This is a genomic window from Massilia orientalis, from assembly GCF_030411975.2.
Lineage (GTDB): Bacteria > Pseudomonadota > Gammaproteobacteria > Burkholderiales > Burkholderiaceae_D > Telluria > Telluria orientalis.
The window spans coordinates 110,407-125,431 of record NZ_JASNRB020000003.1 but is presented as its reverse complement, the minus strand read 5'-3'; the positions used below and the strand labels follow the sequence as shown (position 1 = coordinate 125,431).

14 protein-coding genes are annotated in these 15,025 nt (G+C 68.0%); 6 read left to right on the top strand and 8 right to left on the bottom strand.

Features of this window, described 5'->3' with window-relative positions; all coding sequences use genetic code 11:
• The first annotated feature begins 1 nt into the window (after position 1).
• A complete protein-coding gene (locus QPK29_RS04880) occupies positions 2–1,921 on the top strand; it encodes a glycoside hydrolase family 97 protein (RefSeq protein ID WP_371770354.1) in 1,920 nt (639 codons plus the stop codon).
• On the opposite strand, the gene glf is transcribed toward QPK29_RS04880, so the two are convergent.
• From glf to QPK29_RS04865, 3 genes are all read right to left on the bottom strand, one after another.
• Positions 1,922–3,076 carry a UDP-galactopyranose mutase gene (gene glf, locus QPK29_RS04875; RefSeq protein ID WP_371770355.1) on the bottom strand — a complete coding sequence of 385 codons (1,155 nt, stop codon included), beginning with the start codon at positions 3,074–3,076 and terminating at the stop codon, positions 1,922–1,924.
• Between the two features lie 236 nt (positions 3,077–3,312).
• The gene (locus QPK29_RS04870; protein ID WP_056132769.1) at positions 3,313–3,636 is read right to left on the bottom strand and encodes a KGG domain-containing protein; all 324 of its coding nucleotides are present in this window, start codon (positions 3,634–3,636) and stop codon (positions 3,313–3,315) included.
• 172 nt (positions 3,637–3,808) lie between these two features.
• Positions 3,809–4,930, bottom strand: coding sequence for a mechanosensitive ion channel family protein (locus QPK29_RS04865; protein ID WP_371770356.1), 1,122 nt, complete (start codon positions 4,928–4,930; stop codon positions 3,809–3,811).
• 130 nt (positions 4,931–5,060) lie between these two features.
• Here QPK29_RS04865 and QPK29_RS04860 point away from each other — a divergent pair, with 130 nt between their 5' ends.
• On the top strand, positions 5,061–8,744 hold the full coding sequence (locus tag QPK29_RS04860; RefSeq protein ID WP_371770357.1) for a response regulator: 3,684 nt from the start codon (positions 5,061–5,063) through the stop codon (positions 8,742–8,744).
• Positions 8,741–9,166 (top strand): NUDIX hydrolase, encoded by a 426-nt coding sequence (locus QPK29_RS04855; RefSeq protein WP_371770358.1) that lies wholly within the window; start codon positions 8,741–8,743, stop codon positions 9,164–9,166. Before QPK29_RS04860 ends, QPK29_RS04855 begins: the two co-directional genes overlap by 4 nt.
• On the opposite strand, the gene QPK29_RS04850 is transcribed toward QPK29_RS04855, so the two are convergent.
• On the bottom strand, positions 9,149–11,536 hold the full coding sequence (locus QPK29_RS04850) for a hybrid sensor histidine kinase/response regulator (protein WP_371770359.1): 2,388 nt from the start codon (positions 11,534–11,536) through the stop codon (positions 9,149–9,151). The two genes, QPK29_RS04855 and QPK29_RS04850, sit on opposite strands and share 18 nt — an antisense overlap.
• A gap of 134 nt (positions 11,537–11,670) precedes the next feature.
• Here QPK29_RS04850 and QPK29_RS04845 point away from each other — a divergent pair, with 134 nt between their 5' ends.
• Positions 11,671–12,504, top strand: a complete 834-nt coding sequence (locus QPK29_RS04845; protein WP_371770360.1) for a phytanoyl-CoA dioxygenase family protein — start codon at positions 11,671–11,673, stop codon at positions 12,502–12,504.
• Here the strand turns inward: QPK29_RS04845 and QPK29_RS04840 are convergent.
• The 4 genes from QPK29_RS04840 to QPK29_RS04825 form a co-directional block, all read right to left on the bottom strand.
• Complete coding sequence (locus tag QPK29_RS04840; RefSeq protein ID WP_371759762.1) at positions 12,494–12,712, bottom strand: hypothetical protein; 219 nt, start codon at positions 12,710–12,712, stop codon at positions 12,494–12,496. The two genes, QPK29_RS04845 and QPK29_RS04840, sit on opposite strands and share 11 nt — an antisense overlap.
• Before the next feature lie 63 nt (positions 12,713–12,775).
• The gene (locus QPK29_RS04835; protein ID WP_056132749.1) at positions 12,776–13,048 is read right to left on the bottom strand and encodes a DUF5985 family protein; all 273 of its coding nucleotides are present in this window, start codon (positions 13,046–13,048) and stop codon (positions 12,776–12,778) included.
• A gap of 1 nt (position 13,049) precedes the next feature.
• Positions 13,050–13,307: a DUF5985 family protein gene (locus QPK29_RS04830; protein WP_056132745.1), complete on the bottom strand. Its 258-nt coding sequence runs from the start codon at positions 13,305–13,307 to the stop codon at positions 13,050–13,052.
• Positions 13,307–13,693 (bottom strand): hypothetical protein, encoded by a 387-nt coding sequence (locus QPK29_RS04825; RefSeq protein WP_056132742.1) that lies wholly within the window; start codon positions 13,691–13,693, stop codon positions 13,307–13,309. The genes QPK29_RS04830 and QPK29_RS04825 overlap by 1 nt, the downstream gene beginning before the upstream one ends.
• A 173-nt stretch (positions 13,694–13,866) precedes the next feature.
• Between QPK29_RS04825 and QPK29_RS04820 the strand changes: the two genes are divergently transcribed.
• Together QPK29_RS04820 and QPK29_RS04815 are read left to right on the top strand one after the other, a co-directional pair.
• Entirely contained in the window at positions 13,867–14,706 is an 840-nt protein-coding gene (locus tag QPK29_RS04820) for a DNA/RNA non-specific endonuclease (protein WP_371770361.1), read from the top strand.
• Between the two features lie 14 nt (positions 14,707–14,720).
• On the top strand, positions 14,721–14,969 hold the full coding sequence (locus QPK29_RS04815) for a hypothetical protein (RefSeq protein WP_056132739.1): 249 nt from the start codon (positions 14,721–14,723) through the stop codon (positions 14,967–14,969).
• The last annotated feature ends 56 nt before the right edge of the window (positions 14,970–15,025 follow it).

Genomic DNA, 15,025 nt, shown 5'->3' with positions numbered 1-15,025 from the left:
CATGAACATTCGTATGCTGACACTGGCGGTGCTGGCCGCCTTCAGCGGTGCCGCCTGCGCCGCTTCCGCGGGCCAGGTCGCGGTGACGTCGCCGAACCGGCGGGCCGTCATCAAGATTGCGCGGGACGGCGGCAGTTACGTCGTGACGCGCGGCGGCGAAACGGTGATCGCTGCGTCGCCGCTGGGCCTCGAATTCGACGGCCAGCCGGACCTCGGCGCGCTCGTGCTGGAGAAGGTGACCAAAACGAGCGTGGACCGCGCCATTCCGCTCGTCGCGACCAAGGCGTCGAGCGCGCGCGACCACTACCGCGCCGCGACGCTCCAGTTCCGCGACCGCGCGGATGCCACGCGCCGCCTGCTCGTGGACGTGCGCGCCTACGACGACGGCGTCGCCTTCCGCTACCGCATCGACGGCGGCGCACCGGTGCGCCTGCGCGGCGAAAAGACGGGCTTCGTGCCTGCGGGCGACCCGGATTGCCTGATCTCGGCGTTCGACGGCGCGCACGAAGTGCCGTTCGCACGCCAGAAGATCACCCAGCTGGACGACAAGAAGGGCTACGACGTGCCGGTCGTGTGCACGACGCCGTCCGGCCGCACCGCCTACGCGATCACCCATGCTGACCTCGGGGGCTACACGGGTGCGTCGCTGTGGCGCGACGGCGCCGGCCTGCGCGTGCAACTGTCGCCGGTGCCGGGACGCGCCGCGCCCGTTTACGCATCGCAGGGCGGGTTGCAGACCGCCTGGCGCGTCGTCATGCTGGGCAACCGGCCGGGCGATCTGATCGCCTCGAACCTGGTCGGCAACCTGAATCCCGCCCCGCAGGGCGACTTCAGCTGGGTCAAGCCCGGCATGGCCGCATGGGACTGGTGGTCGGGTCCGCTCATGGGCATGAAGCCGGACATGGCGGCCTACCGCCGCTACATCGACTTCGCCGCCGCATCAGGCTTCCCGTACTACCTGATCGACGCGGGCTGGTCCAAAGGCGCCAACGCCGACGCCTGGGTCGCGCTGCCGACCACGGACATCACCCGCACCGCCGACGGCATCGACATGCAGGAACTGGTCAGCTATGCGGCCTCGAAGGGCGTGGGCCTGATCCTGTGGGCCCACTGGGACCACGTGCGGGAGCGCATGGACGAGGTGCTCGACACCTATGCGCGCTGGGGCATCAAGGGCGTCAAGATCGACTTCATGAGTCGCGACGACCAGGACGTGGTCGAGTTCTACGAGCGCGTCGCGCGCGCCACGGCCCAGCGCCACCTGCTGCTGGACCTGCATGGCGCCTACGTCCCGGCCGGCCTGCAGCGCACGTATCCGAACTTCATCACGCAGGAAGGGGTATTGGGCGCGGAGTGGGACAAGATGAAGACGTTCGTCACGCCCGAGCACAACCTGATGTTGCCGTACACGCGCATGCTGGCCGGGCCTCTCGATTACACGCCGGGTGGCTTCCGCAACGTCACGCCCGCGACGTTCCAGGTGCGCGCCGAGCTGCCGTTCGTGCAGAACACCCGCGGCCAGGAGCTGGCGAAGTACGTGGTGTACGACAGCCCGCTGCAGATGGTGTCCGACGATCCGGATGCCTACCGCGACGCCGAAGGCTTCGATTTCATCCGCAAGGTGCCGACGGCGTGGGACGAGACGCGCTTCCTTTCCGGCGAGCCGGGCAAGGATATCGTGCTGGCGCGCCGACTGGGCACGACGTGGTATGTGGGCGCGATGTCCGCCGACGAGGGTGCGACGACGAAGCGCGTGCCGCTGGACTTCCTGCCGGCCGGGCGCTACAAGGCCACGATCTGGGAAGACGGCGCCACGCCGAACAACGTCAAACTGCGCGCGACGGACGTGACGCCGCGCGACGCCCTGGCCCTGGAACTGGCGGGGGCGGGCGGCGCGGTGGTGATCCTCGAGGCCCGCTGATCAGGCCAGCGGGTCGATCGCGAAGGCGGGCATCCGGACGTTTTCGCGCGCGGCCTCGAGGAACTTGTCCGCGGTGAGCAGCGCCTCGTGGATGGTCACGTCCATGTCGAGGTAGCGATAGGTGCCGAGCCGGCCGACGAAAGTCACGTTCGGCTCGGTGCGCGCCAGGTTCACGTATTTTTCCAGCTGCGCCTTTTCGCGCGCCTGGCGGATCGGGTAGTACGGCGTATCGTTTTCCTCGCACTGGCGGCTGTACTCCATGTAGCAGACCGTGCGCTCGTGCTGTTCCCACGGCGAGAAGTGCTTGTGCTCGGTGATGCGCGTATAGGTCTGCGAATCGTCGCAGTAGTTGATGACGGCGTTGCCCTGGTAGTCGCCGGTGTCGCGGAAGACTTCGAAATCCAGCGTGCGGTAGGGCAGCCGGCCTTCCACGTGCTTGAACCAGGCGTCGATCGGGCCGCTGTAGAACACGTGGTCGTAGTCCGCTTTGGACGCCGGATCGAAGCGCGTCCCGAGGTGCACCTTGATGCCCGGCACCTTCAGGACGTTTTCCACGAGCGCCGTGTAGCCGTCCTTCGGCATGCCCTGGTACTTGTGGTTGAAGTAGTTGTCGTCGTAATTGAAGCGCACGGGCAGGCGCTTCAGGATGCTGGCCGGCAGTTCGCTCGGATGCAGGCCCCACTGCTTCATCGTGTACGTCTTGAAGAACGCTTCGTACAGTTCGCGTCCCACGAAGCGCAGCGCCTGTTCCTCGAACGTCTGCGGATTCTCGATCGACTTGTCGCCCAGCGACTGGATGAACGCCTGGGCTTCGGCCGGGCGGAAGGTCTTGCCGAAGAACTGGTTGATCGTCAGCAGGTTGATCGGCAGGGTGAATACGCGGTTGTTCGTGATCGCCTTCACGCGGTTCACGTAGGGCATGAATTCGGAAAAACGGTTGACGAATTCCCACGCCCGTTCGTTATCGGTGTGAAAAATGTGCGGTCCATACACATGGACCATGACGCCGGTCTCGCTGTCGCGCTCCGAGTGGCAATTGCCCGCGATGTGGTCGCGCGACTCGAAGATCTCGACGTTGTAGCCCGCATGGGCCAGCTGGTGGGCGATGACAGCTCCGGAAAACCCAGCACCGACAATGGCAATATTTTTGTTCATTCGCTGATCCTGTTCGAAAAGTGATGTGTGACCCATGCCCGCATGCGCTGCTGGTGACTTGCAGTTACTACACGAAAGGAATGTGAAATATAGTGCCAAAAATATATCATCCTTCACCCGTTTGGCCCCGCACAATTGGATGCGGACGAATGCATGATGATTATTCGGACGCGTCACGCAAATACAAAAACCGCTGGCCGAAGCCAGCGGTTTTCGTCACGACAAGCGGCGAGTGATCAGCGTTTGTTATCGTTTTTGTGGCTCTGCGAGCCGGCTCGGGCGTGCTGCTCCGGCGTGCCGCCGCGCGTGCTGTTGCCGCTCTGCGAGTTGCCGCGGTTACCACTCTGGCTGTTGCCGTCGTTCTTGTGGCTCATGGAGCCGGCGCGGCGGGCTTCTTCCGAGGTGAACTCGTGGGCATTGCCCGAAGCGTGGGCGGCGCGGCCGCCTTCCGATGCGATGTCGCGCTGCTTTTGCGGGTCCATCGATGCGAAACCGCGGTTGCTGGTATCGCCGCTCTGGTTGTTGCCTTTGTTACCGCCTTGCTGGTTGTTCGATGCCATGATCGTTCTCCTTTAAGTGGGTTGAGCGCATTTGCACTTCCTCTGCCGGATCAGCGTCTCGTGACGCGCGATCGGGAAGAGGCGAGTCCATGGTAAGCCCGTCCTTATGCATGGTGAATAGGACTACCTACGGCTGACTTGTAGGATGAGTCTGTCTATTTTGGTGCAACAATCAGTGCACGGACGGCCCCGGCGGCATCGCATCGCCGCGGCGCAGGAAGGATTCGGCGAGCTTCGGGTCGTCCAGCCGCACGATCGACAGCGGGTGCGCGAACTCGATGCCTTCCTTCTGGAAGCGGCGGTAGATCTCGAGGAAGATCGCCTGCTGCGCATCCATGTGCAGGATGTAGTCCGGGCTGCGGAAGTGGTACACGACTTCGAAATCCAGCGACCACTGGCCCCAGCTGAAGAAGTGGGCGCGCTCGAAGTCGACGTTCTGCTGGCCGGAGACAATCTCGCGGATGATCTGCGGGATGCGGCACAGCTGGTCTTCCGGCGTCCCGTACGCGACGCGCAGGACGAACGCCACGCGCCGCGTCTGCATGCGCTTGTGGTTGTGGATGCGGCTTTTCAGCAGCTCGCCGTTGGAAAACACGACCTGTTCGCCGCCCAGCCCGCGCACGCGCGTCGTCTTGAGGCCGATGTGTTCCACCGACCCGAGCACGTCGCCCACGATGATGAAATCGCCGACCTCGAACGGCTTGTCCAGCATGATCGACAGCGAAGCGAACAGGTCGCCCAGGATGTTCTGCGTGGCGAGCGCGACGGCCACGCCGCCGATCCCCAGGCTGGCCACGAGGGTCGTGATGTTGATGCCGAAGTTATCGAGGATCATCAGGGTGACGACCACCCACAGCAGCAGCCGCGAGATGAAGCACAGCACGCTGCTCGATGCGCGCCGCGCGCCGTCGACGGGGCCGATGCTGAACCGGTCGCGCCATGCGCGCAATCCCGTGTCGCCCCAGATCGCCGCCTGCAGCAGCAGCGATGCGATGGCGATGCGGGTGACGAACTTGTCCTGCCTGGCCGTCAGCTCCAGGAACGTGCTGCCGAAATACACGGCGAACACGAGGATGAACAGCAGATACGTCTTCGACAGCATCGCCGTGACGAAGTCGTCCAGCCGGGTTTCCGTGCGGCGCGACAGCGCTTCCATGCGCCGCAGCACGAACGCGCGCAGGAACACCATCGCGACCGCACTGCCAAGCGCCACGCCCAGGGCCAGGGCCCAGTCTTCGACACCATTGTTGAGAAAGAAGACATGCCCGGATCGGGACAGGAAGGGAAACGTCATCGACATGATTCACTAAAAACGAAAGCCAGCCGCCAGTGTGCGGGCGGGCGGCATCCGGCCGCGCACAATTGACTTTCGGAAGGGCGCGGCATACATTGTCTTATTTGCATCAATACACCGCCCGACACTGATGGCCTCCGACCAGACCACCAAGATCCTGCTCGTCGACGACCAGCCGGCCAACCTGGCGGTGCTGGAGGCCATCCTGGCGGACCTGGGCCAGACGCTCGTGTCCGTGACGTCCGGCGAGGCGGCGCTGCGCGAAGTGCTGGCCCACGATTTCGCCGTCGTGCTGCTGGACGTGCGCATGCCGACGATGAACGGGTTCGAGCTGGCGGAGCTGATCCGCGAGCACCCGCGAACGCACAGCCTGCCCATCATCTTCCTCACCGCGGGCGACGCCGACGAATTCCCGCTCGAACGCGCGTACGCGCTGGGCGCGGTCGACTATCTCACCAAGCCGCTCAATCCCATCGTCCTGCGGGCCAAGGTCGCCGTGTTCATCGACCTGTACCGCAAGAACGCGGAACTGGCCCGGATCGAGGAGGAACGCCACCGCGCCCAGCTGCGCTCGCGCGATGCCCGCCTGCGGCTCATCCTCGACAACATCCGCGACTATGCGTTCATCGGCACGGACGTCGACCGCATCGTGACGGAGTGGGAAGGGGGTGCCGCCGCGATCACCGGCTGGTCGCCCGACGACGTGCGCGGGCGCAGCGTGGACCTGCTGTTCACGCCGGAAGACGTGGCCGCCGGCATGCCGGAACAGGAGTCCCGGCGCGCGCTCGAACAGGGCCGCGCCGAAGACCGGCGCTGGCACCTGCGCCGCGACGGCACGCGGTTCTTCGCGGACGGCGTGATGGTGCCGCTGCGCGACGAGGCGGGCGTCCACGTCGGCTTTGCCAAGATCATCCGCGACGCCACCGCCGAAAAGCTGGCCGCCGAACGGCTGGCCGAGAGCGAACAGGAACTGGACGACAGCCGGCGCGAGGCCGAGGCCGAGCGCGAACGGCTGCTGCGCGAGCTGCAGGCCGCCAGCGAGCGCATGCGCGACATCTTCCACCGCGCGCCCGCCATCATGTGCGTGATGAGCGGCCCGGACCACGTGATCGAGATGGCCAACCAGCGCTTCCTGGAACTGGCCGGCGGCCGCAAGCTCGCCTGGCGCCCCGTGCGCGCGGCGTTGCCGGAACTGGCGGGGCAGGGTTTTGCCGACGTGCTGGACCGCGTGTTCGCGAGCGGCGAAGCGGTCGAGGGCCATAACGTGCGCCTGCTGCTGGCCCCTGCCGCAGATGGTACCGACGACGCGCACACGGGCCTGGAAGAACACTTCCTCGACTTCGTGTGCATGGCCCTGCGGGAGCCGGACGGCAGCGTGTCGGGCGTGCTGCTGCACGGCGTGGACGTCACCGAGCGCGCGCGTGCGAACCTGCTCGCCATCGGCCAGCGCGGCGCGCTGGAACTGGCCGTGACCGACGCGCCGCTGGGCGACGTACTCGACGTGCTGGCCCGCACCGCCGAGGATTACACCGGCGGCGCGGCGCTGGCCTCCGTGCAGCTGATGGCCGGCGGCGGGCGCCTGCAGCACGCGGCGGCGCCGTCGCTCGCCGTGGAATTCCAGCGCGCGCTCGACACGGTGCCCGTCGGCCCGGTCGCGGGTGCCGCCGGCAGCGCCGCGTGGCAGGGCGCACCGATCGTCTGCGCCGACATCGCGACCGATCCGCTGTGGCAGCAGCACGTGCTGCTCGCGCAGGCGCACGGGCTGCGCGCGGCGCGCGCGCTGCCGATCCTGGCGCCGTCCGGCGCGGTGCTCGGCACGTTCACCCTGTACTACCGCGAACGGCGCCTGCCGAACCCGCAGGAAGAGGCGGCGCTCGCGCTGCTGGCGAATACCGCGTCGCTCGTGATCGGGCAACGCCACGAGGCGGCCGAACGGCAGGCCGCGGAGCACCGCTCGCGCGCGATCCTGGAAAGCATGAGCGAGGGTTTCATCGCGCTCGATCCGGCCTGGCGCATCACCTACGCGAACGGCGCGGCCGAAGCCGTCACGCGACGGCCGCGCGAGGAACTCGTGGGTGCCCAGTTCTGGGACCTGTTCGCGCGCCTGCAAGGCAGCCAGCAGGAACGCGCGCTGCGGCGCACGGCGCTGGAACGCGAACGATCGCGCATCGAAGCGTACGACGACGCCGAGGGCCGCTGGTTCGAGATCAATTCGTTTCCCATGGAGGGGGCCGGCGGACTGGCGCTGTATTTCCGCGACGAGACCGACCGCCGCCGCGCCGAAGAAGGCATCCGGCGCCTGGCCGCCGTGGCCGAGCAGTCGTCCGACTTCATCGGCATCTTCACGCCGGACGCCGGCGGCATCTACCTGAACCCGGCGGGCCGGCGCATGGCGGGCCTGGACGACCGCACCAACATCGCCGCCTGGCGCATGATCGATTTCTTCCCGCGCGAGGACCGGCCGTTCGTGCGCGACCACGTGATGGCCGCGCTGACGGTCGGCGCGGCCGAATGGGAGGGAGAACTGCGCCTGGCGCAGCCCGACGGCCGGCCGCCGCGGCCCGTGTACTTCAAGGGGTTCGCGGTGCGCGACGCGGACGGCAACAACATCGGCCTGGCCACCATCACGCGCGACATCACGGCGCAGAAGCGCGCCGAGGACGAGCTGCGCCGCGTGGCCGCCGACCTGTCGGAGGCGGACCACCGCAAGAGCGAATTCCTCGCCACTCTAGCGCACGAACTGCGCAACCCGCTGGCGCCGATCCGCACGGGGCTCGACCTGCTGCGCATGACGCCGGCCGACAAGGACGCGCTGGCGCGCATCCACGCGATGATGGACCGCCAGCTGGGCCACCTGATCCACCTCGTCGACGACCTGCTCGACATCGCCCGCATCACGCGCGGCAAGATCGAACTGAAACGGGAGAACGTCGACCTGAAGGTCATCGCGCAGATGGCCGTGGAGACGAGCGCCGCGCTCATCGAGTCGCACGGGCACCGCCTGGACGTCGACCTGCCCGAGGAACCGCTGCCGCTCGAGGCGGACGTCACGCGCATGGTGCAGGTGCTGTCGAACCTGCTGAACAACGCCGCCAAGTACACCCCGGCGGGCGGGCGCGTCGCGCTGTCCGCGTGGCGCGAGGACGGGCACGCCGTGGTCGCCGTGTCGGACAGCGGCATCGGCATCCCGCCGGACGCGATCGGCTCCGTGTTCGAGATGTTTACGCAGGTGCGCGGCAGTCTCGATCGGGCCCAGGGCGGTCTCGGGATCGGCCTGTCGCTCGTGCGCCGCCTCGTCGAGCTGCACGGCGGGCGCGTCGCCGCGTTTTCCGCCGGCCGGGGCCACGGCAGCACGTTCACGGTGCGCCTGCCGCTGCATCCCGGCTCGCCGCATGCGCGCCCCCGCGCGACCGGGGAGGAGGTTCACGCTCAGCCACCGGCGCCGCTGCGCGTGCTGGTCGTCGACGACAACGCGGATGCGGCCGACAGCCTCGTCGCGCTGCTGGAAGCGCTCGGCCACACGACATCGGTCGCGCGCGACGGCCCGGAAGGCCTCCGCCTGGCGCTCGAGACGCAGCCGGACCTGGTCCTGCTCGACATCGGCCTGCCCGGCATGAGCGGCTACGAGGTGGCGCGCGCGATCCGGCGCAACCAGGGCGTGCGCCAGATCGTCCTCATCGCATTGACGGGCTGGGGCGCCCAGAGCGACCTGCAGCAGTCGCACGAGGCGGGCTTCGACCAGCACCTGACGAAGCCCGTGAGCCTGGAGGCGCTGGAACAGGCGCTGGCCGCCGCCGCGCGCACACTGCCGTGAAGGCCGTCGACGTCTCCTGCGGCACCCTCGTCGTGGACGCCGGCGGCCGCCTGCTGCTGGGGCACGTCACGCACACGCCGCGCTGGGATATCCCGAAGGGCCTGCAGGATCCGGGCGAAACGCTGCTGGACGCGGCCATGCGCGAACTGTTCGAAGAGACGGGCCTCGCATTCCCGGCCGCCGCCTTCCGCGAGCTTGGCCGCTTCGACTACCGGCGCGACAAGGTGTTGCACCTGTTCCGCGTGGACGTGGGCGAGACGCTGCCGGACCTGGCGCACCTGGCGTGCGCCAGCATGTTCCCGCATCACGCGACGGGCAGGCCGACGCCGGAGATGGATGCCTTCCGCTGGGCCACGCGCGACGAGGTCGCGGCGCTGTGCTGGCCGCGCATGGCCGCGAAGCTGCTAGCGATCGGCTGGTGACGACGCGTTTTGCGGCGTCGCGCGCCGGGATTCCACGTCGCGCAGCACGGACTCGATCGCCGTCACCGTCGCCGGTTTCGTGAGATGCGCGTCGAACCCGGCCTGCGCGCTGCGCGCGCGGTCGTCCGCGCCGCCCCAGCCGGTCAGCGCGACGAGCACGACCCCGTCGTGGCGCGGTTCGCGCCGCACGGCCTGCGCCACCTCGTAGCCGGACAGGCCGGGCATGCCGATGTCGAGGAACACCGCGTGCGGCTCCAGGCCGCCCAGCATGCGCAGCGCCTGGTGGCCGTCGTGCGCCACCACGACGTCGTGGCCCATCGCGGACAGCAGCGCGGCCAGCGTGTCGGCCGCGTCGCGGTTGTCGTCCACGACGAGCAGGCGCAGCGCCGGGATGCGGCTCGCGTCCGGTTCCGGCGCGCCGGGCGCCGCCTTGTCCGCGCCCTGGCCGGCCAGCGGCAGGCGCACCGTGAAGACGCTGCCCGTGCCGGTGCCGGCGCTGGCCGCCTGGATCGTCCCGCCGTGCAGTTCGACGAGGCTTTTCACGAGCGACAGGCCGATCCCGAGGCCGCCCGGCATGTGCCGGGTCGCATTCGGGATTTGCGTAAACATGCGGAAGACCTGGTCGAGCGCGTCGGGCGGGATGCCGATGCCGTTGTCCGACACGGCGATCAGCGCCTGCTCGCCGTCGCACTCCACCGCCAGCACGATGTGGCCGCCGCGCGGGGTGTATTTCGCCGCGTTGTTCAGGAGGTTGCTGACGACCTGCGTGATGCGGGTGGCGTCCGCGTGCAGCATCAACGGCTCGTCCGGCAGCCGCACGTCGAGCTGGTGGCGCGCGGCCTCGATCAGCGGCAGGCTCGTTTCGACGGCCGCGTTCAGCACGTCCGCCAGCGGCACCAGCGCGGGCTTCAGGTCGACCTGGCCGCGCGTGATGCGGGCCACGTCCAGCAGGTCGTCGACGAGGTGCACGAGGTGGTCGAGCTGGCGGTCCATGATGTCCTGTACGCGCGCGATGGCGGCCGGGTCGGAGCGGGCGCGCCGCATCAGCTGCAGGCCGCTGCGGATCGGCGCCAGCGGATTGCGCAGCTCGTGCGCCAGCGTGGCGAGGAATTCCGTCTTGCGGCGGTCCTGCTCGGCCAGGTCGTCCGCGAGGCGGCGCAGTTCCAGCTCCGTGCGGCGGCGTTCCGTGATGTCGGTGAACAGCACGACCACCTTGCGGCTGCCGGCCGGGCCCACGCGCGCCGCGTACACGTCGTACCAGCGGCCCAGGTGCGCCGCCTCGTCGACGAAATGCGCCGGCTCGCCCGTCGCCGCGACGCGGCCGTAGGTCTCGAACCAGTGGGCCTCGTGCTGCGGGACGAGCGAGCGCATCGTGCGCCCGACGGCATGGGCCAGCCCCGTGGCCTTCACGAACGCCGGGTTGACCTCGATGAACCGGTAGTCGCTCGGGATGCCCGCATCGTCGTACAGCATCTCGATGACGCACACGCCTTCGTCGATCGCCTCGAACAGCGTGCGGTAGCGTTCCTCGCTCGCCTGCAGCCGCTCCTCCGCCTCTTTCTGCAGCGACGCGTCGATCACGACGCCGCGCATCATGCCGCGCGTGCCGGCATGCCGGTCCGGGTGGCCGCGCGCCAGCACCCAGCGCCACGCGCCGTCCGGCGTACGGACGCGGAACGTGGCATCGTACGGCGTCCCCGTCTCCATGGCGCGGCCGAGCAGGACCTGGGTCGGCGGCACGTCGTCCGGATGGATCGCGGCGAAATACATGGCCACGTCGGCGCCTGGCCCGTCTGCGGGACGCAGGCCGAACATCTCGATCATGCGCGCGTCCCCCCGGACGCGGCCCGTGGCGATGTCCAGCGACCACACGGCCACCTCGGCCGCGGCGATGATGGCCTCCAGGCGCGCGCGGGTGTCCTGCAGCGCGGTTTCCGCCCCGCGCCGCTCGGCCGCCGTGGCGTAGGCTTCCAGGAAAAAGCGCGCCTTGGCCTTGAGGATCGGGATGGAGACGGGGTCGTGCAGCACGGCCAGCGCGCCGGCGTCGTACAGCGACTCGAGCGTGAACGGCGGGGAGCCGGGCACGCCGTGCGCGATCACGGGCGCCTCCGGCAGCGCGGCGCGCAGGCGGCGCACGCTGTCGAACAGGCCGTCGACGTTGCCGGAATAGCCGGCCAGGACGAGTGCGAAGCCGGGCAGGTCGTCGCCGTGGCGGGCGTGGGCCAGCGCCTCGTCCAGCGTGTGTGCACGCACGAGGTCGTAGCCCATCTCGGCCGCAACGGTACCAATGGCCGGGTCGGAAACGGGACGGTCGCACAGGAACAGCACGCGTCCCTGCATCCGGCCGCCCACACGGGAAGTGGAAGTCATCGTGGTGCGACTGTAGGAGTTGAGCGCCGCGCTGTCAACAGGACAGCCGGGCGCCGCCCGCCGCCGAACGCCGGTACGATGGCCGCGCGGGCACAACGGCACGACCGGGCCCGCGGTTCAGCGAGGAGATCAGCATGCAAGCATCGAACGAGAGCGCCGGCTACGACGTGGGCGCCATCATGGGCGGCCTGTACGGCGACGGCATCATCGCCTGCAAGGGCGCCTTCAGCGCCGGGTGGGTGGCGCAACTGAAGGAAGACATCGAAACCCTGTTCGCCGAGGCGCGCGCGCGTCCGAACGGCGCCCTCGAACGCGGCCCGTGCCGCTATTACGTCGAGGTGCATCCGGAACGGCTGCGCGGCTTCGTCGAACTGGCGACGCACCCGTGGGTCGTCGCCGTGTGCCGGGCCGTGCTGGGGCCGGACTACAAGATCGTGGAGGTCGGCTTCGACATCCCGTTCCCGGGCGCCATGCACCAGCCGTGGCACCGCGACTTCCCGTCGCCGCCGGAAACGCTGGTCGGGCGCCGCCTGAATTCACTCGCCTTCAACCTCACGACGGTCGATGTGACGGAAGAGATCGGCCCGTTCGAGATCGCGCCCGGTACCCAATGGGACGACCTCGCCGGCGGCGACCTCATGTTCCCGGACAAGTCGCGCTATCCGCGCTACGAGTCGCGCGCCCAGCGCAAGCTGCCGCAAGTCGGGGACATCTCGGCCCGCTCGGCCCTGACGATCCACCGCGGCACGGCGAACCGCAGCCAGCAGTCGCGTCCCGTGCTCGTGCTGGGCGTCGATGCGCCGGACGGCCGCAACGCCGACAAGCACGACTTGCAGGTGACGCAGGCCTACTGGGATGCGCTGCCGGCCGAGGTGCGCGACCACCTGCGCTGCCGCATCGTGCCGGCGCTGGAACACATCGAACAGGCCCACGCGATCGAGGGCCTGAAGATGGGGCTTACGGTTTAGGTATGTCCTTCGGCGGCTTGCCGACGCGGCGCAGCTGGTCCGACTGCTGGTCGAGGTTCACTTCCTCGGCCACGTCGTAGCGGCCGTCGTTTGCATCGTCGCCCGGCAACAGTGATTCGGAACGATGCGCCGAGCGGTTTTCCGCGCGCTGCTGCTGGCCCGGATCGGCGCGTTGGGCGTTGTCCTTGCGTTTGTCCTGTTCTGTCATGCTGTCCTCCCGCTGTTGGTGTCGGGCCGATTATGGCGCAGGGGAGGGCGGTCCGGGCGCACGCTACTTGCCGTCGCGCCGGCGCGCGGGCAGGTTCTTTTCCAGGATCGCCCACAGGATGAGCCCATACGCCAGCAGGCGCACGAGGTAGTGCAGGGGCGTGTCCTCGGCCTCGTCGAACGTCAGCGCCGACACGATGCGGTGCACGCCTTCGATGCCGAACGACAGGGCGAAGTACAGGAAGAAGCGGTCGCGCGAGCTACGCCAGAAGCGCAGGAAGAACAGCGCGATCACGAAGGAAGCCATGACGATGGCGCCGGAGATCAGGTTGCTCATGTCATTCTTTCTCGTAGATGAGGCCGTACAGCAGCAGGAGCATGGCCACGAGGGCCGATACCTGGCGCACGGGGAGCAGGTAGATGTCCGGGAACACGACCTTGTCGAGCATGAGGAACACGTTGTTCACGGTCAGCGCCACGAACGACGCGCCGCTCCAGAACAGCAGCCGGTGGCCGGTGCGGCGATAGCTGCCCAGCAGTAGCCAGGCGCACGCCAGCGACGTCAATGTACACAGCGAATAGATGGTAATCGCCATCATGAATCCTTACGCCATTTGAACGCGTCCGCAAATTGCTGGGCCTTGCGGTCGAGTGAAGAGTGGATCAGGTGGGTGACTTCGACGAGGTGCGTCGCATACGCATCGGCCAGGCGGTCGATCCGTTCGCGCAGGCCGGCATCGGCCGGGCCATAGCGGTAGGCGCCGGCGTCGTCGCACGGCACGGCGATCCTGGCCGTGCACAGGTCGGCGAGCAGGTCTTCCGCCGTCTTTTCGCGCACGTACAGCCGCCGCGCCAGCGTATCGCGGCGCCAGGCATGGTCCGGATCGGCGCGCATCAGCAACAGCGCTTCCAGGAAAGGGACCGAGGGGATGCTGGTCAGCACGAAGCGCCGGAGGTCCTCGGGTATGGAGGAATTATCCATCGCCATTTAATTTGGACAAATGTACTTAGCTTTTTGAAACTGGGATTGTATAGCATTCTTTTCGGAAATGCAGGTCGATTTCAAGCGTGCGCGGCTATGCACACAGGAAATCCCTGAGGAAGCGCAAGCGCGCGTCGGCTAAAATGGCGCCATCTTTGATTTGTCTTTTCATCATGCTCAAGAAGTTTGTCACGCCCGCGCTCGTGCTGGCATCGCTGTTATCCCTGGGCGCGTGCAAGCGCGAGTCCACGAACCCGGCGCCGGCCCGCGTCCAGACGGAGGCGCGCGCACCGCAACCGCAATCCTGCGACGACCATTTCGTGGCCGGCCAGGCGCCGCGCATCACGAATCCCAAGCTCGGCAACAAGACGGAAACGCTGTGCTTCAATGTGTTCAGCGTGCTGCACTCGGGAATCACGCGCACGCCATTGTGGTCGGCGGAACACCTGCAGGCAGAGAATATCGCGGCGGCGCAGGAATTGTCGCGCGAAAACTCGTTCCATTCCGAAGCGCGCGTGCCGGCCGGCCAGCGGGCGGAGTTATCGGATTACTCGCGCAGCGGCTACGACCGCGGCCACATGGCCCCGAACGGCGACATGCCGGACCGCGACAGCCAGCGCGACAGCTTCAGCCTCGCCAACATCGTCCCGCAGGACGGCGAGAACAACCGCAACCTGTGGGCCGGCATCGAAGGCGCCGTGCGCAAGATGGCGAAGAAGGAGGGCGACCTGTACGTGGTGACGGGGCCGGCCTTCCTCGGCGCGGACCTGAAGAAGATCGGCAACGTGCTCGTGCCGACCCATTTGTATAAACTCGTGTACAGCCCGCGCCAGCGCGCCGGCGCCGCGTGGTTCGTCGAGAACGCGGCGGATGCGAAGGCGAACGTGATCCCGATCCCGGAGCTCGAACGCATCATCGGCATCAACCTGCTGCCCGCGCTGTCCGACGCCGAGAAGGAACGCGTGCTGGCGCTGCCGGAAGTGCGCGTCAAGCCGTCCCGCAACCGCAAATAGGAATCAGGAATCTTATGACCAAGTTTGCACCCTACGAGAACGAGGCCGACGTCGTCGAGATCGGCAACCTGACGCTCGAGAACCGGCTCGACCGGGTCACGGTGGCGGGCGACGTCGACCTCACTGCCGACAAGGACGGCCTGGCCAAGGCGCGCCTGCTGCACGACCTGGTGGGCCGCATCGTCGCCGGCCTGGAAGCGCGCGACCTGCCGGACCGGCTGCCGCCGCCCGACGTGAAGACGGTCGCCAATCCGTTCGGCTGACAGCCGTACAAGCCGCGTGCCGGTCGGTGCGCGCGCTCACGGAACTCAGCGACAAT

Excerpts from the sequence above, each read along its gene's own strand:
- QPK29_RS04815 (WP_056132739.1), top strand. The coding sequence starts at position 14,721 with ATGACCAAGTTTGCACCCTACGAGAACGAGGCCGACGTCGTCGAGATC.
- QPK29_RS04865 (WP_371770356.1), bottom strand. The coding sequence starts at position 4,930 with ATGACGTTTCCCTTCCTGTCCCGATCCGGGCATGTCTTCTTTCTCAAC.
- QPK29_RS04830 (WP_056132745.1), bottom strand. The coding sequence starts at position 13,307 with ATGGCGATTACCATCTATTCGCTGTGTACATTGACGTCGCTGGCGTGC.
- QPK29_RS04850 (WP_371770359.1), bottom strand. The coding sequence starts at position 11,536 with ATGACTTCCACTTCCCGTGTGGGCGGCCGGATGCAGGGACGCGTGCTG.
- QPK29_RS04840 (WP_371759762.1), bottom strand. The coding sequence starts at position 12,712 with ATGACAGAACAGGACAAACGCAAGGACAACGCCCAACGCGCCGATCCG.
- QPK29_RS04860 (WP_371770357.1), top strand. The coding sequence starts at position 5,061 with ATGGCCTCCGACCAGACCACCAAGATCCTGCTCGTCGACGACCAGCCG.
- QPK29_RS04825 (WP_056132742.1), bottom strand. The coding sequence starts at position 13,693 with ATGGATAATTCCTCCATACCCGAGGACCTCCGGCGCTTCGTGCTGACC.
- QPK29_RS04845 (WP_371770360.1), top strand. The coding sequence starts at position 11,671 with ATGCAAGCATCGAACGAGAGCGCCGGCTACGACGTGGGCGCCATCATG.
- QPK29_RS04880 (WP_371770354.1), top strand. The coding sequence starts at position 2 with ATGAACATTCGTATGCTGACACTGGCGGTGCTGGCCGCCTTCAGCGGT.
- QPK29_RS04820 (WP_371770361.1), top strand. The coding sequence starts at position 13,867 with ATGCTCAAGAAGTTTGTCACGCCCGCGCTCGTGCTGGCATCGCTGTTA.
- QPK29_RS04835 (WP_056132749.1), bottom strand. The coding sequence starts at position 13,048 with ATGAGCAACCTGATCTCCGGCGCCATCGTCATGGCTTCCTTCGTGATC.
- glf (WP_371770355.1), bottom strand. The coding sequence starts at position 3,076 with ATGAACAAAAATATTGCCATTGTCGGTGCTGGGTTTTCCGGAGCTGTC.
- QPK29_RS04870 (WP_056132769.1), bottom strand. The coding sequence starts at position 3,636 with ATGGCATCGAACAACCAGCAAGGCGGTAACAAAGGCAACAACCAGAGC.